The organism is Streptomyces sp. P1-3 (assembly GCF_050613155.1).
Taxonomy (GTDB): domain Bacteria; phylum Actinomycetota; class Actinomycetes; order Streptomycetales; family Streptomycetaceae; genus Streptomyces.
The window spans coordinates 5818112-5837194 of sequence record NZ_CP192512.1 but is presented as its reverse complement, the minus strand read 5'-3'; the positions used below and the strand labels follow the sequence as shown (position 1 = coordinate 5837194).

The window sequence follows — 19083 nt, the reverse complement described above, 5'->3', positions numbered from 1 at the left end:
GTCAGGCCGTTCTCGGGTGCACCAGGCCCGTCTCGTACGAGATGACGACCAGCTGCGCCCGGTCCCGGGCGCCCAGCTTGGCCATCGCGCGGTTCACATGCGTCTTGACGGTGAGCGGGCTGACCGCCAGGCGCTCGGCGATCTCGTCGTTCGACAGGCCGCCCGCCACCTGGACCAGCACCTCGCGCTCCCGCACCGTCAGGGCGTCCAGGCGCTCCGCGTCGTAGTCGCTCGGCCGTTCACCGCCGCCCTGGGCCAGGAACTGGGCGATGAGTCCCTTCGTCGCGGCCGGGGACAGCAGCGCCTCCCCGCCCGCCGCCACCCGGATCGCGGCCAGCAGTTCCTGGGGTTCGGCGCCCTTGCCCAGGAAGCCGCTGGCGCCCGCGCGCAGCGACTCCACCACGTACTCGTCGACCTCGAACGTCGTCAGCATCACCACCCGCACCCCGGCCAGGTCCGGATCCTCGCTGATCATGCGGGTCGCGGTGAGCCCGTCCGTACCCGGCATGCGGATGTCCATCAGGACGACATCGGCTCGTTCCGCGCGGGCGAGCGCCACGGCCTCGGCGCCGTCGGACGCCTCCCCCACCACCTCCATGTCCGGCTCCGAATCGACCAGCACGCGGAACGCGCTGCGCAGCAGCGCCTGGTCGTCGGCGAGCAACACCTTGATCGTCATCTGTCGTCCCCTCCCGTGCGGACCTGCAACGGAAGTCTCGCCCGCACCCGGAAGCCGCCCTCCGGCAGGGGTCCCGCTTCGCACTGGCCGCGCAGCGCGGCGATCCGCTCGGACATCCCGATCAGCCCGTGGCCGCCGCCACCGCCGGCCTGCTCGCCGCCGTCCGAGGCGCCGTCCGGTTCGCCTTCCGGATCCCCGTCCGCGTCCGCCGCCGCCCCCGCCCCGTCGTCCAGCACGGTGATCTCCAGCCACCCCGGCCCCCGGACGATCCGCACCTCGGCCTTGGCCTGCGGTCCGGCGTGCTTGTGCACGTTGGTCAGGGCCTCCTGCACCACCCGGTACGCGGTGAGATCCACCGTCGCCGCCAGCGGACCCGGCCCGTCCGCCGGCTCCATGACGACCTCGACCCGCAGCCCGGCCCGGACGAATCCGTCGACGAGCTGGTCGAGGACGCCGAGGCCGGGCGCGGGCTCGGTGGGGGCGGCGGGATCCCCGTACTGGCGCAGCAGGCCGACCGTGGCGCGCAGTTCGTCCAGCGCCGACCGGCTCGCCTCCCGTACGTGCGCCAGCGCCTCCTTGGCCTGGTCCGGGCGGCTGTCCATGACGTGTGAGGCGACCCCGGCCTGCACATTGACCAGCGCGATGTGGTGCGCGACCACGTCGTGCAGATCGCGGGCGATCCGCAGCCGCTCCTCGGCCACCCGGCGCCGGGCCTCCTCCTCACGGCTCCGCTCGGCCCGCTCCGCCCGCTCCTCGATCGCCGCGACGAAGGCGCGCCGGCTGCGCACCGCGTCACCGACGGCCGCGGCCAGAGCCGTCCAGGCCAGCACCCCGACGTTCTCCTGCCCGTACCACGAGCCGGCGCCGAAGATCATCCCCGTGCTGGTGATCACCACGACGGTGGCCGCGCCGATCCGCCAGGTGGTGGGCCGGTCGGTGCGCGAGGCGACGGTGTACAGCGCGACGACGACGCTGACCGCGATGGCGCTGCGCGGCAGGCTGTGGCTCCCGGTGATCACGAGCTCGGCGAGCGTGAGAGCGGAGGTGAAGGCGAGCACTCCGCGCGGAAAGCGGCCCCGCAGCACCAGCGAGCCGGACGCCAGGGCACTCGCCAGCACGAAGACCGGGGAGAGCGGAGGGGCCGACGTGTACTTCGCGGCGTTCGCGGAGCCGATCAGGGTCACCGCGAAGACGACCAGGGCCAGCGCGGAGTCCATCGCGCGCGGGTGCGCGCTCAGCCAGCGGTACGGGCGGGCCACGGCGAGAGGGGTCACGGCACCCAACGGTAAGCGCTGAAGGAGGCCCCTCCCACCGTGCCGGGGCCCGCGCGGACGGTCAGCCAGGGATGAGTCCGTCGTCGCTGAGCATTTCCTTCACCTCTTCGAGGGTCGCGTCAGGCGCGGGCAGGATCAGCTCCGAGGGCTCCAGGGAGTCGTCGGGGATGCGCTCGCCGAGGCTGCGCACGGCGTCGAGGAGTGCCGCGAGCGTGCGCCGGAAGCCGCTCTCATCACCGCTTTGGACCTCGGTGAGCAGTTCCTCGTCCAGCTTGTTCAGCCCGGACATGTGGCTGTCCGCCAGCCGCAGCTGCCCTTCCCCCATGATCCGCACGATCATGACTCCTCCTCGGGGATCTCGCTTCGCGAGGCGCCGGGCTACTGCTTGTCGAACTTGTGCTGTCCCTGCGGCTGCCCGGTACGGTCCGACTGCCCGCCCTCAATAGCCTGCTGGGTGCCGCTGCCGCCCGCCAGTTCTGCCTTCATCCGCTGGAGCTCCAGCTCCACGTCGGCGCCGCCGGAGATGCGCTCCAGCTCGGCGGTGATGTCGTCCTTGGCCGCGCCGGACTGGTCGTCGAGCGCGCCGGAGGCCAGCAGCTCGTCGATCGCGCCCGCGCGCGCCTGCATCTGCGCGGTCTTGTCCTCGGCGCGCTGGATCGCCATGCCGACGTCGCCCATCTCCTCGGAGATGCCGGAGAACGCCTCGCCGATGCGGGTCTGCGCCTGGGCGGCGGTGTAGGTGGCCTTGAGAGTCTCCTTCCGCGTACGGAAGGCGTCGACCTTGGCCTGAAGCCGCTGTGCCGCCAGCGTCAGCTTCTCCTCCTCGCCCTGGAGGGTCTGGTGCTGCACCTCCAGGTCGCTGGCCTGCTGCTGGAGCGACGCGCGGCGGGAGAGCGCCTCACGCGCCAGGTCCTCCCGGCCCAGCGCGAGCGCCTTGCGGCCCTGATCCTCGAGCTTCGCGGACTGGCTCGACAGCTGGTTGAGCTGGAGCTCCAGACGTTTGCGGGAGGTCGCCACGTCCGCGACTCCGCGGCGCACCTTCTGCAGCAGCTCCAGCTGCTTCTGGTACGAGTAGTCGAGGGTCTCGCGGGGATCCTCTGCCCGGTCCAGGGCCTTGTTGGCCTTCGCGCGGAAGATCATCCCCATACGCTTCATGACACCGCTCATGGGCTTCGCGCGCCCCCTTCTGACGGACGAGAGACTCCGGCACTCCTGCTACAGACCCCAGCGTACGGGCCCTGGTTCCATTACCGCACTGTTCAGGCTCCCCCGCGCTCCTCCTGCAGAACGATCGGTCCCGCGGCCCGTCCCGCGCAGGGATGAGGCGGCCTCCGGGGGGTGGAACCGGGCCGGGTGGGGCACGTGCCGTTGCCGGATCGTTCCCCCTGGGGCTGGGGTCCACACCCCGCTACCCCGTACCCTTGGGTTTCGTGTTCCGAAGCCGTTCCAAGGATGAGCAGGCCGCGCCCTCCAAAGTGACCGCGGACCAGCCACAGCAGCCCCGTAACCCACAGGCGCCCAAGGGCCGCCCGACACCCAAGCGCAGCGAGGCCCAGTCGCAGCGCCGCAGCCTGGCCAAGACGCCGAGCAACCGCAAGGACGCCGCCCGGCGCCAGCGGGAGGCCCGGCGCGCTGATCTCGCCCGCCAGCGCGAGGCGCTGGCCGGCGGCGACGAGCGGTACCTCCCCCTGCGGGACAAGGGCCCGGTCCGCCGTTTCGCGCGGGACTTCGTCGACTCGCGGTTCGTGGTCGCGGAGTTTTTCCTGCCGCTCGCGGTGATCATCCTGGTCCTGAGCATGGTCCAGGCCGGCGCCATGCAGAGCTATGTGCTCCTGCTGTGGATGCTCGTGATCCTGCTGATCGTGATCAACTCGTTCGTCCTCGCCTTCCAGCTCAAGCGGGCGCTGCGCAAGCGCTTCCCCGACGAGAACCTGCGCGGCGCCGTGCCCTACGCCCTGATGCGTACGCTCCAGATGCGCCGACTGCGGCTGCCCAAGCCCCAGGTCAAGCGCGGAGAGCGGCCCTGAGCGCGCAGCCGTCCGGTTTTCTCGGCGGCGCGAGCGGTTGGCTGAAAGGCCTCGGCGGCCTGCGGAACACCGTCCGGCAGGAGTTGGTGGCGCGCCAGCTCGACGAGCGGATCGCCGCCCGCTTCCCGGTGGGCCGGCGGCTGCGCGTGCTGGACGTCGGCCTCGGCCAGGGCACCCAGGCGCTGCGGCTGGCCCGCGCCGGTCACGAGGTGACCGGCCTGGAGTCGGATCCGGCGATGCTGGCGGCGGTGCGCGAGACGCTGACGACCGAGCCGGAGGGCATCCGCGAGCGGGTCCGGCTGATCGAGGGCGACGGCCGGGACACCGGCGCGCACTTCGCGCCCGGCGCCTTCGATGTCGTGCTCTGCCACGGCGTGCTGATGTACGTACCCGAGCCGGATCCGATGCTGGCCGCGATGGCGCGGGTGCTGGCCCCCGGCGGGCTGCTGTCCCTGCTGGTACGGAACGCCGACGCGCTCGCGATGCGGCCCGGCCTGGCCGGCGACTGGGAGACGGCGCTGGACGCCTTCGACTCCCCCTCGTACACCAACCGCATCGGCCTGCGGGTACGGGCGGACCGGCTGGCGGACCTGACCGCGACCCTGACCGGCGTCGGGGCACCGCTGGACACCTGGTACGGCGTACGGGTCTTCACCGACCAGGCGGCCGACGACGCGGTGCCGCCGGAGCCGGAGGAACTGGCGCGGCTGCTGGCGGCGGAGGAACGGGCCGCGCGCACCGATCCGTACCGCGCGGTCGCGGCGCTGCTGCATCTGTGCGGCGTACGGGGCGGCGGCTGACGGTCCGCCTCCCGGCGAGGGGCCGTGGGGGTGCGCCGCCGCGCAGGGCGCCTTTGCCGAGCGGGTGGGTCGCCGCCCGGCGGGACTGCGTGGCAGGTGGGTCGCCGCCCGGCGGGACTGCGTAGCAGGTGGTCGCCGCCCGGCAAACACGGGCTGCGGTGCTCGGCCGCTTCCGGCCACCGGCGCGCAGAACGCCGAACCGGCGAGGCGGCGAACCCGGCGCGGGCAAGGCACCGCCCCGGACCGGCTCGCCGGATGCGCGGGAAAGGACCCGTACGGCCGACAGCCATGGCCGTCTTCCCTTGTCGCGGGGACACTGCGCTCATGGACGGATCTCGCCTTCGGGGACTTCCGCCGCGCGCCACCGCCGTGCTGGGCGCGGCGGTGCTGCTCGCCGGCTGCGGCTGGGGGGACCACGGCGGGGCCGGCCGGGCGGAGTCGGACACCGCCGCCCATCGGTCGTCGTCGGCGTCGGTGCCCGCGCACTCCAGGGCCGCCCCGCGGGGCAGCGGAGAGCGGCCGGAGGGGTACGGGCGGACCGTGGCGGCCGTCCTGCCGTCGGTCGTGCAGATCACCACGGGTGACACGCTCGGCTCCGGCGTGGTCTACGACCACCGCGGCCACATAGTCACCAACGCCCACGTCGTGGGGGACGCCGACACCTTCGAGGTCACGCTCGCCACCGGCCGGGGCAGCCACCCGGCGAAGCTGGTCGCCAGCTATCCCGCCCAGGACCTGGCCGTCATCAGACTCGACAGCGTGCCGCGCGGGCTGAAGCCCGCCGCCTTCGCGGACTCCTCGAAGGTCGAGGTCGGGCAGATCGTGCTGGCCATGGGCAGCCCTCTGGGCCTGTCCAGCAGCGTGACGCAGGGCATCGTCTCGGCGGTGGGCCGCACGGTCGACGCGGGGAGCGCGGAGGACGGGACCGGGACCGGGGCCCCGATGAGCGATCTGGTGCAGACGTCCGCGCCGATCAACCCGGGCAACAGCGGTGGTGCGCTGGTCAATCTGGACGACCAGGTCATCGGGGTGCCGACGCTGGCCGCGCGGGACCCGGACCTGGGGGACGCGGCAGCCGGGATCGGGTTCGCGATCCCGTCGTCGACGGTCACCCACATCGCGGACCAGATCATCAGGAACGGCGAGGTCACCTCGTCCGGGAAGGCCGCGCTCGGCATCACCGCGCGGACCGTGCTGGGCGACGACTACGAGCCCTCGGGCGTCGCGGTGGTCTCGGTCTCCGACGACGGGCCCGCCGCCGGGGCGGGCATCGCGACGGGCGACATCATCACGGCGGTGGACGGCACCCCGATCACCTCGATGACGTCGCTGTCCAGGGCGCTGGCGGACCATGAGCCCGGGGACAGCGCGACGGTGACGTACGAGCGGGACGGCCGGAGCCGGACGGCGCGCGTCACACTGGGCGAGCTGTGACGGCGCCGCGCGCCGCCGGGGCGAGCCGTGGGATGGCCCGGGTCGCCGTGGTGAACCGCGTGATGGCCCAGGTCGTCGTGGCGAGCCCTGACGGCACCGTCCGTCGGGGACGAGCCGTGAGGACGTGGGGCGTCGGGGGCGAGCCGTGAGGCGTGGATCGCCGTGGGCGAGCCGTTCCGGGGCCTGGAGCGGCCGCCCCCCTCGGGGGGCGAACCGTGACGGCACCCTCCGCCCCCCTCCGCCGGTCCCCGCGTGGCGCGAACCGGTGCCGCCGGCCCGTCCGGCGGCAGGCCTAAGCGTTCAGGCTCATCGGCCCGTAGATCTCATCGCCGTCCTCGAAGAGCCGCACCTGGTCGGCGCCGCCGTCGAGCAACTCCTTCCAGTACAGCCCGATCCACGACTCCGCGTCACCCTGCGTGGAGAACTCCTCCGGCTGCACCGCGGGCTCCGTCTCCGTCCCGTCCGACGTCTCGAACCGCCACGTCCATGCCATGTCTGCCTCCTCGTTCGCGCCGGTCACCCTCGATGTCTGCCCGCAGCCTAGGGGACTGATCTCTCCGAACGGGATGGCCTTGACCACTCCGGGCCGCCCGCCGGAGCTCCCCGCGGGACTCCCGGCAGGGGCCCGACTCCATACGGCGGTGGCCCCGCGCGCCCGCTCCGCGCCGACGCGAGACGATCGGGGCGTGGAACTGACTCTCCTCGGCACCGGGGCCCCGGACGGGCTGCCGCGCCACGGCTGCCCCTGCGCGGCCTGCGCCACCGCCGTCGGCGACGAGGCGCGGGCGTCGACCGCGGTGCTCGTCGACAACGCGCTGCTCCTCGATCTCACCCCGGGCCCCGCGTTCGCCGCCGCGCGCGCCGGACACTCGCTGATCGGCGTACGGCAGGTGCTGCTGTCGCATCCGCACGACGGCCCGCCGGTCGAGTACCCGGCGGGGCTGCCCGCGCCGGGGCGGGTGCCCGACGGCCGTGAGCTGTCGCTGATCAGCGGGCACCGGGTACGGGCGGTGGCGCTGGACGCGCCGGGCACGGGGTACGAGGTCACCGGCATGGACGGCGACCGGCTGCTGTACCTGCCGCCGAACGCCGCTCCCGCGGGGCTGGCGCACGGGGCGCAGCCCTTCGACATAGTGCTGCTGGATGTCGTCGGCCGCCCCGACGCGCTGGCCCGGCTGCGGGCGGCGGGCGCGGTCGCGGCCACCACCGATGTGCTCGCGGTGCATCTCGACCACACCGTGCCGCCCGGCCCCGAGCTGCACCGCAGGCTGGCGGCGGCGGGCGCCCGGGCGGTGCCCGACGGGACGACGCTGCTGGTCGGCGAGTACCACGCCGTACCGGACCTGCCGCGCCGCACGCTCGTCCTGGGCGGCGCCCGGTCCGGCAAGTCGGTGGAGGCGGAGCGGAGGCTGGAGTCCTCCCCCGAGGTGCTGTACGTGGCCACCGGCGGCACGCGCGACGGGGACGTGGAGTGGGCCGAGCGGGTTGCCCTGCACCGTGACCGCCGCCCCGGCAGCTGGCGTACGACCGAGACGTGCGACCTGGCGCCGCTGCTCGCGGAGGAGGGGCCGCCGCTGCTGATCGACTGTCTGGCGCTGTGGCTCACCGACGCCATGGACGCGGCGGGGGCATGGGACGACGCGACCTGGGCGGCGACCGGGGAGCAGGCATTGCGGGAGCGGGTGGCCGAACTGGTGGCGGCGGTGCGGGCCACCGGGCGGACGGTGGTGGCGGTGAGCAACGAGGTGGGGTCCGGAGTGGTCCCGGCGACGGCCGCGGGCCGCCGGTTCCGGGACGAGCTGGGCCGCCTGAACGCGGCGTTCGCCGACGAATGCGAGCACGTGCTGCTGGTCGTGGCGGGCCAGGCCCTCCGGCTGCGCTGACGGTCGCCGGGGCGACCGCGTGTCCTGTCCTTGGGGTGGCCGGCATCGCGCCGGGTTCGCCGCGGTGCCGGTGGCGTTCTGCGGGCCGGTGGCGGGGCACGCACCCACGGCCCCGCCGCGAGGCACCCCGTACGGCGGCGCGTCGGACGCCAACAGCCCCTGGCCAGGAGGCCGGCCCGCACGGTGCGGCAGACCCCACAGCCCCCGCCGCGAGGAGGCCGTACGCACCCCACGGCCCCTCGCCGGGAGGCGATAGGGTTTCGGGCGTGAGCGGTCTGAATCTCGATGACTTCGTCGACCTGATCGAGCGTCCCGACGGTACGGTCCGGCGGGACGCCGAGGAGCGGCGGGAGCGGCTCGTGGCGGCGCCCGGCGCGCTTGGGCGGCTGGACGACCTGGGCGAGTGGCTGAGTGCCGCGCAGGGCCAGGTGCCCGTGCGGCCGGTCGAGCGGCCGCGTGTGGTGCTGTTCGCCGGTGACCACGGCGTGGCGGAGCTGGGTGTGTCGGGGCGGCCCGCCGGGTCCGCGACCGCGCTGGTGCGTGCCGCGCTGGACGGGGAGAGCGCCGTGGCCATCCTGGCCCGCCGCTTCGGCGTGCCGCTGCGGGTCGTCGACATGTCGCTGGACTGCGACCCGGCCGAGCTGCCCGACGAGGTGACGCGCTACCGGGTGCGCCGCGGCTCGGGGCGGCTGGACGTGGCGGACACGCTCACTCCCGAAGAGGCCGAGCAGGCGTTCCGGGCGGGGATGGCGGTGGCCGACGAGGAGGCCGATGCCGGCACCGATCTGCTGGTGCTGGGCGATCTGAGCGTGGGCGGCACCACGGCCGCCGGGACGCTGATCGCCGCGCTGTGCGGCACCGACGCCTCGGTGGTCACCGGGCGCGGCGGGGCGGGGATCGACGATCTGGCCTGGATGCGCAAGTGCGCCGCGATCCGGGACGGGCTGCGCCGGGCGCGGCCGGTCCTCGGTGACCAGCTCGAGCTGCTGGCGGCGGTCGGCGGGGCTGACCTCACCGCGATCACCGGGTTCCTGCTGCAGAGCGCCGTGCGCCGGACGCCGGTGATTCTGGACGGGGTGGTCTCGGCGGCGTGCGCGCTGGTCGCGCAGCGGGTGGCGTTCCGCGCTCCGGACTGGTGGCTGGCCGGGCAGGCGAGCGGCGAGCCGGCGCAGGCGAAGGCACTGGACCGGATCGCGCTCAACCCTCTGCTCGACCACGGCGTCTGCCTGGGTGAGGGAACGGGAGCGCTGCTGGCCCTGCCGCTGGTGCAGGCGGCCGCCGCGCTCTCGGCGGAACTGCCCGAGCGCGGCTGACCGCCGGTCACCGACGACCGCCGGCTGCCGGTCACTGACGACCCCGCAAACGATTCGTCCGATTTACACCGGAACGTTCTCCCCTCATAAGATCACCTTTCATGGGAGATGTCCGGTTGAATCCGCACGAGGGAACTCTTCGGCATGCCTGGGCGCGGCGCGGCGCGGCGTTCACCGTCTGGTACCTGCGCGTCGTCGCGTTCGTCAACCTGCTCGGCGCGGTGTGGGTGTCCTTCGGCAACGACATCAAGCGGCACAACGCGGACGAGTACTTCACTCCGTATCTGCTGACCGCGGGCTTCTTCTCCAGCGCCCTGTCGGTGTTCCTGGCCATCACCATGCGCCGCCGCAAGCGCGCCGCGTGGATCCTGAACCTGGTGCTCGGCACACTGCTGCTGGTGCTGTTCCTGTGGGCCATGAGCTGGCCGGAGTTCCGCGGACACACGCAAAACTGGATCTCCGTGGTCCTCACGCTGGCCTTCGTCGCCGCGCTGCTCGTCGGGCGGCGGGAGTTCTACGCCAAGGGCGACCGCTCGAACCCGAAGCTGGCGGCCGTCGTCGGCGTCCTCGGGCTGCTCGTCGGCTCACTGCTCGCCGCCGCGCTGGTCACCGTCACCAACGACGCCCCGCACGAGAAGCGCGCGTCCTTCCTCGACCGCTGGCACTACGGCGTCGTGCGGCTGGTCTCACTGGCCGCCGACGACTCGTCGTTCGCGGACATCGAGACACCCGGATGGGTCAACGTCACCATCAACGTGATGAGCACGCTGCTGCTGCTCCTCGTGCTGTACGCGGCGTTCCGCGCCCGCCGCGCGGTGGACCCGCTCTCCGAGGACGACGAGAACCGGCTGCGCGCCCTCCTGGACCGGCACGGCGACCGCGACTCCCTGGGCTACTTCGCCCTCCGCCACGACAAGAGCGCCATCTGGTCGCCGTCGGGCAAGTCGGCGGTGACCTACCGGGTGGTGGGCGGGGTCTCCCTGGCCTCCGGCGATCCGATCGGCGACCCGGAGGCGTGGCCGCAGGCGATCGACCGCTGGCTGGCGGAGGCCCGCGAGCACGGCTGGATCCCCGCCGTGATCGGCGCGAGCGAGGAGGGCGGCACCATCTACGCCCGGCACGGCATGGACGCACTCGAACTCGGCGACGAGGCGATCGTCGACACGGGCGAGTTCACGCTGGAGGGCCGCGCCATGCGCACCGTCCGCCAGGCGTACAACCGGGTCAAGCGGGCCGGGTACACCGTCGAGATCCGGCGCCACGAGGACGTACCGCCCCAGGAGATGTCCGAACTCGTGCGCCTGGCCGACGACTGGCGGGACGGCGAGACCGAGCGCGGCTTCTCCATGGCGCTGGGGCGGCTGGGCGACCCGCGTGACGGGCGCTGCGTGGTGCTGGTCTGCTCGGACGCCGAAGGGCGGCCGCGGGCGCTGCTCAGCTTCGCGCCCTGGGGCACCCGCGGGCTCTCCCTGGACCTGATGCGGCGTGACCGCGACTCCGACAACGGCCTGATGGAGTTCATGGTGCTGGAACTGATCCAGCGCGCCAAGGAGGTCGACGTCACCCAGGTCTCGTTGAACTTCGCGATGTTCCGCTCGGTCTTCGAACGCGGCGCCAAGCTGGGCGCGGGCCCGGTCCTGCGGCTGTGGCGCTCGCTGCTGAGCTTCTTCTCCCGCTGGTGGCAGATCGAGTCGCTGTACCGCGCCAACGCGAAGTACCGCCCTGTCTGGGAACCCCGCTACCTGCTCTTCGAGAAGAGCACGGACCTGCCCCGCATCGGGCTCGCCAGCGCCCGCGCCGAGGGCTTCCTCGAAGCGCCCGGCCTGCCCAAGTGGCTCAACCGGTCCCATCTGGAGACGGCGCCGTGACCCGCGCCGGGGCCGTGGCCGGCCCGACCGCCCGTACGGCGCTGGGGCGTGCCGCACGGGCCGAATGGGGTCCGCTGCTGCGCGCGCTGCGGGACGGGCTGCGCGACCGCAAGGCCGCCGCCGTCGCCCTCACGCTGACCGCCGTCTGCCTGACCGGGCTGTTCCAGTACGTCCAGAACCAGCCCTGGGGGTTCGGACCGGTCCGGCACCTGGGCGCCGTACAGGCGGACCAGCCGTGGTGGTCGGCGCTGCTGCGCACACCGCTGTCGCTGTACGTACCGGCGCTCGACCTGCCGGTGTGGGGCGCGCTCGCCCAGCTCCTGCTGGCCTTCGGCATCGCGGAGATCTGTGTCGGGCCGCTGCGCACCCTGCTCGTCGCGTACGCGGCCACGCTCGCCGGGACGTTGTACGCGCGCCTGGGGATCGCGGTCGGCCCCGGCGGCCTGCTCGGGCTGCCCGGGCACGAGGCCCACACCACCGACACCGGTCCCTCCGCCGCCGTGGTGGGACTGGCGGTGTACGTGTGCTGGCGCTACCGGGCGTGGTTCACCTGCGCGGTGGTGGCCGCCGCGATGGTGGTCGAGGCGTTCGTCAAGCCCAACCTTGCGGGCAAGGAGCACGTGGCCGCGGTCGTGGCGGTGCTGGCGCTGTGTGTCGCGGGCGAGGTGCGGCAGCGGATGCGCCGTCAGGGGCCGGGCGGGCCCGCGGGACCGCGCGGGCCCGGCGGACCCGGCGGGTCGGGCCGGTCCGACGTACCGGAGCCCGAGTCCCGGCCAGAGCACGCGTCCCGGCCGGTCCCGGAGTCCGGGTCCGTCCCGGAGCCCGAGCCAGGTCCAGGGTCCGACCCGGTCCGCGGGTCCGAGCCTGTCCGCGGGTCCCGGCCGGACCCCGAGTCCGGGCCCGTGGACTCGGAGAATCCGCCGAGCCAGTCCTGGAGTCGGCGGCGCCACGCGTTCCAGCGTCTGTCGTGACGGTCTGCCCGTACGCGCGCTCGGGCGCGGGTACGCGGTCTGGCCCGGTAGACGTGCCGCGCCCACGGCGAATCCGGCCGCGCGAGCCGTACCGCGCCGACGACCGCCACCGGCGGCACCAGCACGCCGACCACCGCGATCCGCGGCTTGCCCTTGACCAGGGCCAGCAGCGCGATCAGGAAGTTGCCGCACACGGTCACCATCACCGTCGCCCGGTCGCCCTGCTCCTCGGCTGACAGGTCGTTGACCCCGAACGGCACGAAGCCGCTGAGCAGCAGCCCGACCAGGGCGGCGGTGACCACCACGACCTCGACGCTCTGCCGGCCCTGTTCGCTCCAGTACACGTCGTGCAGATGGAGGATCAGCGCGAACTCGTCCAGCACCAGGCCCGCGCCGGTCCCGAACAGCACCGCCGACGCCAGTGCCCCGAAGCCGTGCGTGCCGCTGCCGACCGCGCCGAAGCCGCCGATCACGCACAACACGACGCCGGGGACGACGTGGTGGATGTGCAGCCCGCCTTCCGACGTCACATTGCGGAACGGCCCCTTCCCCGCCTTGATCATCCGGGTGATGGTCCGCGTGATCAGGAACGACAGGATGAACGACATCAACGCGAGGAACAGCGGCAGCTTGCCGGGCTCCACGATGTTCCGCTCCCACCAGTGCCCCATGACCCTCCAGCGAAGCGCGATAGCCTGCGCCGCGATGGACACCACGCCGCCACGGTCCCCCGCACGCCCACCCCGCCCCCCGTACGCGCCTCTTGGCGACGGCCTCCGCTTCGCCTTCGGCACGCTCACCGCGCTGCCGGTGCGGGTGACGCGCTGGGACCGCCCCGCCGCGCGCACCGGCATGCTGTGCGCACCGGCGGCCGGTCTCGTGGTCGGCCTGTGCGCGGCCGCGCTCGGCGGGCTCCTGCTGCTGCTCGGCGCGGGGCCGCTGCTCGCGGCGGTCGCCACGGTCGCCGTACCGGCTGCACTGACCCGCGGCCTCCACCTCGACGGGCTCGCCGACACCGCCGACGGGCTGGGCAGCGGCAAGCCCGCGGACGACGCGCTGCGCATCATGAAGCGGTCGGACATCGGGCCCTTCGGGGTCGTCACCCTGCTGTTCGTGCTGCTCGCCCAGGTCGCGGCGGTGGCCGAGCTGTACGGGGACCACTGGGCGCGCGGCGCGGTCGCGGCGGCCGTCGCGGGCGGCACGGCGCGCTGCGCCCTCACCCTCGCCGCCCGTTCGGGGGTGCCCGCGGCCCGCCCCGAGGGCCTGGGCGCGGCGGTCGCGGGCGCCGTTCCCGCACGGCCCGCGGTGGTGGCCGCGGCGCTGGTGACCGCCGGGTGCGCGGCGGCGGGCGCGCTGTGGGGTCCGTACGCCGCCGTCGGGCACGCGCTCGCCGCCGTGGCCGCGCTCGGCGCCGCCGAACTGCTGCTGCGGCACTGCCGCCGCCGCTTCGGCGGGGTGACCGGCGACGTGTTCGGCGCGCTCGCCGAGACCGCCGCCACGGTGGCGCTCATCGCCCTGACGCTCGGCTGACCCGAAGGACGCCGGCCCGCCCGGCAATGCGGACAAACGCAGAAGGCGCCAGGCAGAGTTAGGCTCGCGATGGCCAAGTCAAGCCCGCTCCACGGCATCCGCGGAGGCCCTCACCCCAGCGGCCCGGAGACCGACGCATACGATGCCCCCGGGCGCGGCTGACCCACCCATCGGCCGAGCAACTACCGGAAGTAGGGACCCGAACACCGTGACTGCACTGACTCTCAGCACCTCTTCCGCGGCGACGCTGCGCGCGGACGCCGTCGTCGTCGGTGTGGCGAAGGGGCCGAAGGGCCCCGTCGTCGCACCCGGCGCCGAGACCGTGGACGCCGCGTACGACGGGAAGCTCGCGAGCATCGTCGAGACGCTCGGTGCGAGCGGCGCCGAGGGCGAGGTGACCAAGCTCCCGGCCCCGGCCGGGTTCAAGGCGCCGGTCGTGCTGGCGGTCGGTCTCGGCGACGTACCCCGTAAGGACGACGACGGCGCGGGCCGGTTCGACGCCGAGGCGCTCCGCCGCGCGGCGGGTGCCGCCGCCCGCGCGCTGTCCGGTGCCAAGAAGGGCGCGTTCGCGCTGCCGGTCCAGGACGCCGAGGACGCGGCCGCGATCGCCGAGGGCGCGCTGCTGGGCGCGTACGGCTTCACCGCGCACCGCAGCGACAACGGCGCCAAGAAGGGCAACGGCAGCGGCGCACCGCTGGCCGAGGTCGCCGTCCTGGGCGCCAAGCCCCGCGACAAGGCGTTCAAGGCCGCGACCGAGCGCGCCGCCACGCTGGCCGCCGAGGTCAACCGGGCCCGCGACCTGATCAACACCGCGCCCAACGTGCTGGACCCGAAGGCGTTCGCCGCCGCCGTCCAGGATGCGGGCAAGGAGCACGGCCTCAAGGTCGAGGTGCTGGACGAGAAGGCCCTCAAGAAGGGCGGCTTCGGCGGCATCCTCGGCGTGGGGCAGGGCTCGGAGGCCCCGCCGCGCCTGGTGAAGGTCGCCTACACGCACCCCAAGGCGGACGCGACCCTGGCGCTGGTCGGCAAGGGCATCACGTACGACTCGGGCGGCATCTCCCTGAAGCCGGCCGGGCACAACGAGACGATGAAGTGCGACATGAGCGGGGCCGCCGCCGTGTTCGCCGCCGTCGTCGCCGTCGCCAGGCTGGGCCTGAAGGTCAACGTCACCGGCTGGCTGGCGCTCGCGGAGAACATGCCGTCCGGCTCCGCCACCCGTCCGGGCGATGTCCTGACGATGTACAGCGGCAAGACGGTCGAGGTGCTGAACACCGACGCCGAGGGCCGGCTGGTGCTCGCCGACGCGCTGACCCGCGCCTCGCAGGAGAAGCCGGACGCCATCGTCGACGTGGCCACCCTGACCGGTGCGATGGTCGCGGCGCTGGGCAACCGCACCTTCGGGATCATGTCCAACGACGACGCGTACCGCACCGCGATCCACGAGATCGCGGAGCAGGCCGGCGAGCCGTCCTGGCCGATGCCGCTCCCGACGCACCTGCGCAAGAGCATGGACTCCCCGGTCGCCGACATCGCCAACATCGGTGAGCGGATGGGCGGCGGCCTGGTCGCCGGCCTGTTCCTGAAGGAGTTCGTCGGCGAGGGCATCACCTGGGCCCACCTGGACATCGCGGGCCCGGCCTTCAACGAGTCCGGCCCGTTCGGCTACACGCCCAAGGGCGGCACCGGCTCCGCCGTCCGTACGCTGGTCCGGCTCGCCGAGCGCACGGCCGCCGGCGACCTGGGCTGACGTACCGCGACGCAGGACGGTCCCGGGCGTTTTGTCCGGGACCGCCCGGCCCGTGCGAATGATTTCGCCCTCAACGAAATCCGTGCGGGTCTACGCGTGAGTAACCCCTGGACAGAGGTTGACGGGTGTCTCACACACCGGGCCCCGCGTCCCGCCGTCCGCCAACAAGTGCGAAGATGTTGTCCCGGCAGGACAGGGCCCCCATCAGAGGGCCGAAGCAATAGCGGCCGAACAACAGCCGCCGCCCGGTCATCGACGACCGGCCCCGGCGCACCATGCATGGAGGACGTGACGTGGCGAACGACGCCAGCACCGTTTTCGACCTAGTGATCCTCGGAGGCGGAAGCGGTGGTTACGCCGCAGCCCTGCGAGGTGCTCAGCTGGGCCTGGACGTCGCACTGATCGAGAAGGACAAGCTGGGCGGCACCTGCCTGCACCGCGGCTGCATCCCCACCAAGGCCCTGCTGCACGCCGGCGAGATCGCCGACCAGGCACGCGAGGGCGCCGAGTTCGGTGTCAAGACCTCCTTCGAGGGCATCGACATCGCGGGTGTGCACAAGTACAAGGACGACGTGGTCGCCGGGCTCTACAAGGGCCTGCAGGGCCTGGTCGCCTCCCGCAAGGTCACCTATGTGACCGGCGAGGGCCGGCTGTCCTCCCCGACCTCCGTCGACGTGAACGGCCAGCGGTACACCGGCCGCCACGTCCTGCTGGCGACCGGCTCCGTGCCGAAGTCGCTCCCGGGCCTGGAGATCGACGGCAACCGCATCATCTCCTCGGACCACGCGCTGGTCCTGGACCGCGTTCCGAAGTCCGCGATCGTGCTGGGCGGCGGCGTCATCGGCGTCGAGTTCGCCTCCGCGTGGAAGTCCTTCGGCGTGGACGTGACCGTCATCGAGGGCATGAAGCACCTCGTCCCGGTCGAGGACGAGAACAGCTCCAAGCTGCTGGAGCGCGCCTTCCGCAAGCGCGGCATCAAGTTCAACCTCGGCACCTTCTTCGACAAGGCCGAGTACACGGCCGACGGCGTCAAGGTCACCCTCGCCGACGGCAAGACGTTCGAGGCCGAGCTGCTGCTCGTCGCCGTCGGCCGCGGCCCGGTCTCCCAGGGCCTGGGCTACGAGGAGGCCGGGGTCGCCATGGACCGCGGCTACGTCCTCGTGGACGAGTACATGCAGACCAACGTGCCGACGATCTCGGCGGTCGGCGACCTGGTCCCGACCCTCCAGCTCGCGCACGTCGGCTTCGCAGAGGGCATCCTGGTGGCGGAGCGGCTGGCCGGTCTCAAGACCGTGCCGATCGACTACGACGGCGTGCCGCGCGTGACGTACTGCCACCCGGAGGTCGCCTCCGTCGGTATCACCGAGGCGAAGGCCAAGGAGCTGTACGGCGCTGACAAGGTCGTCGCCCTGAAGTACAACCTGGCGGGCAACGGCAAGAGCAAGATCCTCAAGACCGCGGGCGAGATCAAGCTCGTCCAGGTCCGCGACGGTGCCGTGGTCGGCGTCCACATGGTCGGTGACCGTATGGGCGAGCAGGTCGGCGAGGCCCAGCTGATCTACAACTGGGAGGCGCTGCCGGCGGAGGTCGCCCAGCTCGTCCACGCGCACCCGACGCAGAACGAGGCTCTCGGCGAGGCGCACCTGGCGCTGGCCGGCAAGCCGCTGCACTCCCACGACTAATCCCCGAGCGCGACCCATCAGCACAGATCGTTAGGAGCAACCGAAACCATGGCGGTTTCCGTAACCCTGCCGGCGCTCGGCGAGAGCGTGACCGAGGGCACCGTCACCCGCTGGCTCAAGGCCGAGGGTGAGCGCGTCGAGGCCGACGAGCCCCTGCTCGAGGTCTCGACCGACAAGGTCGACACCGAGATCCCGGCCCCCGCGTCCGGCATCCTCTCCTCCATCAAGGTGGCCGAGGACGAGACGGTCGAGGTCGGCGCCGAGCTCGCCGTCATCGACGACGGCACCGGCGCCCCGGCCGAGGCCCCCGCCCCGGCCGCCGCCGAGGCTGTCGCCGAGGCCCCGGCCCCGGCGGCACAGCCCGAGCCCACCCCTGCCCCGGCGCCGGTCGCCGAGGCCCCCGCCGCCCCGGCCGGTGGCGCCGCGGGCACCGGCACCGACGTCGTCCTGCCCGCGCTGGGCGAGTCGGTCACCGAGGGCACCGTCACCCGCTGGCTGAAGGCGGTCGGCGACTCGGTCGAGGCCGACGAGCCGCTGCTCGAGGTCTCGACCGACAAGGTCGACACCGAGATCCCGGCCCCGGTCTCCGGCACCCTGCTGGAGATCCTGGTCGACGAGGACGGCACCGCCGAGGTCGGCGCCAAGCTCGCCGTGATCGGCGCCGCCGGCGCGGCTCCGGCTGCCCCGGCCGCTCCGGCCGCCCCGGCCCCGGCGCCCGCCGTCGAGGCCCCGGCCGCTCCCGCCCCGGCCGCCCCGGCGCCCACTCCGGCCCCGGTCGCCGCCCCGGCTCCGGCCGCCCCGGCTCCGGCTCCGGCGGCCCCCGCGGCTCCGGCTCCGGCGCCCGCTCCGGTGGCCCCGGCCGCCCCCGCTCCGGCCGTCGCTGCCGGTGGCGAGGGTGCCTACGTCACCCCGCTGGTGCGCAAGCTCGCCGCCGAGTCCGGCGTCGACCTGGCCGCCGTCCAGGGCACCGGCGTCGGCGGCCGTATCCGCAAGCAGGACGTCATCGCCGCCGCCGAGGCCGCCAAGGCCGCCGCCGCTGCCCCGGCTCCGGCCGCCGCCGCGCCGGCAGCCGCCAAGAAGGCCCCGGCCCTCGAGGTGTCCCCGCTGCGCGGCCAGACGGTCAAGATGACCCGCATGCGCAAGGTCATCGGCGACAACATGATGAAGGCGCTGCACAGCCAGGCCCAGCTGTCCTCGGTCGTCGAGGTCGACATCACCAAGCTGATGAAGCTGCGCGCCCAGGCGAAGGACGCCTTCGCCGCCCGCGAGGGCGTCAAGCTCTCCCCGATGCCGTTCTTCGTGAAGGCGGCGGCCCAGGCGCTGAAGGCCTACCCGGTCATCAACGCCCGGATCAACGAGGACGAGGGCACGATCACCTACTTCGACACCGAGAACATCGGTATCGCGGTGGACTCCGAGAAGGGTCTGATGACCCCGGTCATCAAGGGTGCGGGCGACCTGAACATCGCCGGCATCGCCAAGAAGACCGCGGAGCTGGCGGGCAAGGTCCGCGGCAGCAAGATCACCCCGGACGAGCTGGCCGGCGCGACCTTCACCATCAGCAACACCGGCTCGCGCGGCGCGCTGTTCGACACGATCATCGTGCCGCCGAACCAGGTCGCGATCCTGGGCATCGGCGCCACGGTCAAGCGTCCGGCCGTCATCGAGACCGCCGAGGGCACCGTCATCGGCGTCCGCGACATGACGTACCTGACGCTCTCCTACGACCACCGTCTGGTGGACGGCGCCGACGCCGCCCGCTACCTGACGGCCGTCAAGGCGATCCTGGAGGCCGGCGAGTTCGAGGTCGAGCTCGGCCTGTAAGGCGTAAGGCCACCGAGGCCCCAGGGCCCGGTTGTTACCAGCCTCACCAGC

The 19083-nt window shown here is 73.5% G+C and carries 16 protein-coding genes and 1 pseudogene; 11 read left to right on the top strand and 6 right to left on the bottom strand.

Annotation, left to right across the window (positions count from 1 at the left end; all coding sequences use genetic code 11):
* Position 1: 1 nt before the first annotated feature.
* Genes ACQUSR_RS24865 through ACQUSR_RS24850 form a run of 4 tightly spaced genes read right to left on the bottom strand, consistent with a single transcriptional unit; the run spans position 2 to position 3120 of the window.
* Positions 2-679: a response regulator gene (locus tag ACQUSR_RS24865; protein WP_431044831.1), complete on the bottom strand. Its 678-nt coding sequence runs from the start codon at positions 677-679 to the stop codon at positions 2-4.
* Complete coding sequence (locus tag ACQUSR_RS24860; protein WP_431044830.1) at positions 676-1962, bottom strand: sensor histidine kinase; 1287 nt, start codon at positions 1960-1962, stop codon at positions 676-678. Before ACQUSR_RS24860 ends, ACQUSR_RS24865 begins: the two co-directional genes overlap by 4 nt.
* Before the next feature lie 52 nt (positions 1963-2014).
* Positions 2015-2293 (bottom strand): PspA-associated protein PspAA, encoded by a 279-nt coding sequence (gene pspAA, locus ACQUSR_RS24855; protein WP_304461290.1) that lies wholly within the window; start codon positions 2291-2293, stop codon positions 2015-2017.
* A 38-nt stretch (positions 2294-2331) separates the two neighbouring features.
* The gene (locus ACQUSR_RS24850; RefSeq protein ID WP_431044829.1) at positions 2332-3120 is read right to left on the bottom strand and encodes a PspA/IM30 family protein; all 789 of its coding nucleotides are present in this window, start codon (positions 3118-3120) and stop codon (positions 2332-2334) included.
* A gap of 263 nt (positions 3121-3383) precedes the next feature.
* On the opposite strand from ACQUSR_RS24850, the gene ACQUSR_RS24845 reads away from it, so the two are divergent.
* The 3 genes from ACQUSR_RS24845 to ACQUSR_RS24835 all read left to right on the top strand — a co-directional run bounded on the left by ACQUSR_RS24845 (position 3384) and on the right by ACQUSR_RS24835 (position 6214).
* On the top strand, positions 3384-3980 hold the full coding sequence (locus tag ACQUSR_RS24845; protein ID WP_431044828.1) for a DUF3043 domain-containing protein: 597 nt from the start codon (positions 3384-3386) through the stop codon (positions 3978-3980).
* Positions 3981-4063: 83 nt separating this feature from the next.
* The gene (locus ACQUSR_RS24840) at positions 4064-4780 is read left to right on the top strand and encodes a class I SAM-dependent methyltransferase (RefSeq protein WP_431044827.1); all 717 of its coding nucleotides are present in this window, start codon (positions 4064-4066) and stop codon (positions 4778-4780) included.
* 324 nt (positions 4781-5104) lie between these two features.
* On the top strand, positions 5105-6214 hold the full coding sequence (locus ACQUSR_RS24835) for a S1C family serine protease (RefSeq protein ID WP_431044826.1): 1110 nt from the start codon (positions 5105-5107) through the stop codon (positions 6212-6214).
* Between the two features lie 292 nt (positions 6215-6506).
* On the opposite strand, the gene ACQUSR_RS24830 is transcribed toward ACQUSR_RS24835, so the two are convergent.
* Positions 6507-6707 (bottom strand): hypothetical protein, encoded by a 201-nt coding sequence (locus ACQUSR_RS24830; RefSeq protein WP_431044825.1) that lies wholly within the window; start codon positions 6705-6707, stop codon positions 6507-6509.
* Positions 6708-6900: 193 nt separating this feature from the next.
* Here ACQUSR_RS24830 and ACQUSR_RS24825 point away from each other — a divergent pair, with 193 nt between their 5' ends.
* From ACQUSR_RS24825 to ACQUSR_RS24810, 4 genes are all read left to right on the top strand, one after another.
* A complete protein-coding gene (locus ACQUSR_RS24825; RefSeq protein WP_431044824.1) occupies positions 6901-8097 on the top strand; it encodes a bifunctional adenosylcobinamide kinase/adenosylcobinamide-phosphate guanylyltransferase in 1197 nt (398 codons plus the stop codon).
* 266 nt (positions 8098-8363) lie between these two features.
* Positions 8364-9410: a nicotinate-nucleotide--dimethylbenzimidazole phosphoribosyltransferase gene (cobT, locus tag ACQUSR_RS24820; protein ID WP_431044823.1), complete on the top strand. Its 1047-nt coding sequence runs from the start codon at positions 8364-8366 to the stop codon at positions 9408-9410.
* 101 nt (positions 9411-9511) lie between these two features.
* Positions 9512-11278, top strand: a complete 1767-nt coding sequence (locus tag ACQUSR_RS24815; protein ID WP_431044822.1) for a phosphatidylglycerol lysyltransferase domain-containing protein — start codon at positions 9512-9514, stop codon at positions 11276-11278.
* Positions 11275-12249: a hypothetical protein gene (locus tag ACQUSR_RS24810; RefSeq protein WP_431044821.1), complete on the top strand. Its 975-nt coding sequence runs from the start codon at positions 11275-11277 to the stop codon at positions 12247-12249. The genes ACQUSR_RS24815 and ACQUSR_RS24810 overlap by 4 nt, the downstream gene beginning before the upstream one ends.
* Here the strand turns inward: ACQUSR_RS24810 and ACQUSR_RS24805 are convergent.
* A pseudogene (locus ACQUSR_RS24805) lies at positions 12195-12920 on the bottom strand (hypothetical protein); the annotation flags it as partial. The gene ACQUSR_RS24810 and the pseudogene ACQUSR_RS24805 sit on opposite strands and share 55 nt — an antisense overlap.
* Positions 12921-12954: 34 nt before the next feature.
* On the opposite strand from ACQUSR_RS24805, the gene ACQUSR_RS24800 reads away from it, so the two are divergent.
* The 4 genes from ACQUSR_RS24800 to sucB all read left to right on the top strand — a co-directional run bounded on the left by ACQUSR_RS24800 (position 12955) and on the right by sucB (position 19032).
* Entirely contained in the window at positions 12955-13779 is an 825-nt protein-coding gene (locus ACQUSR_RS24800; protein WP_431047814.1) for an adenosylcobinamide-GDP ribazoletransferase, read from the top strand.
* A 208-nt stretch (positions 13780-13987) separates the two neighbouring features.
* The gene (locus ACQUSR_RS24795; RefSeq protein WP_431044820.1) at positions 13988-15526 is read left to right on the top strand and encodes a leucyl aminopeptidase; all 1539 of its coding nucleotides are present in this window, start codon (positions 13988-13990) and stop codon (positions 15524-15526) included.
* Between the two features lie 293 nt (positions 15527-15819).
* A complete protein-coding gene (gene lpdA / locus ACQUSR_RS24790; RefSeq protein WP_431044819.1) occupies positions 15820-17208 on the top strand; it encodes a dihydrolipoyl dehydrogenase in 1389 nt (462 codons plus the stop codon).
* A 48-nt stretch (positions 17209-17256) separates the two neighbouring features.
* A complete protein-coding gene (sucB, locus tag ACQUSR_RS24785) occupies positions 17257-19032 on the top strand; it encodes a 2-oxoglutarate dehydrogenase, E2 component, dihydrolipoamide succinyltransferase (RefSeq protein ID WP_431044818.1) in 1776 nt (591 codons plus the stop codon).
* Positions 19033-19083 lie beyond the last annotated feature (51 nt).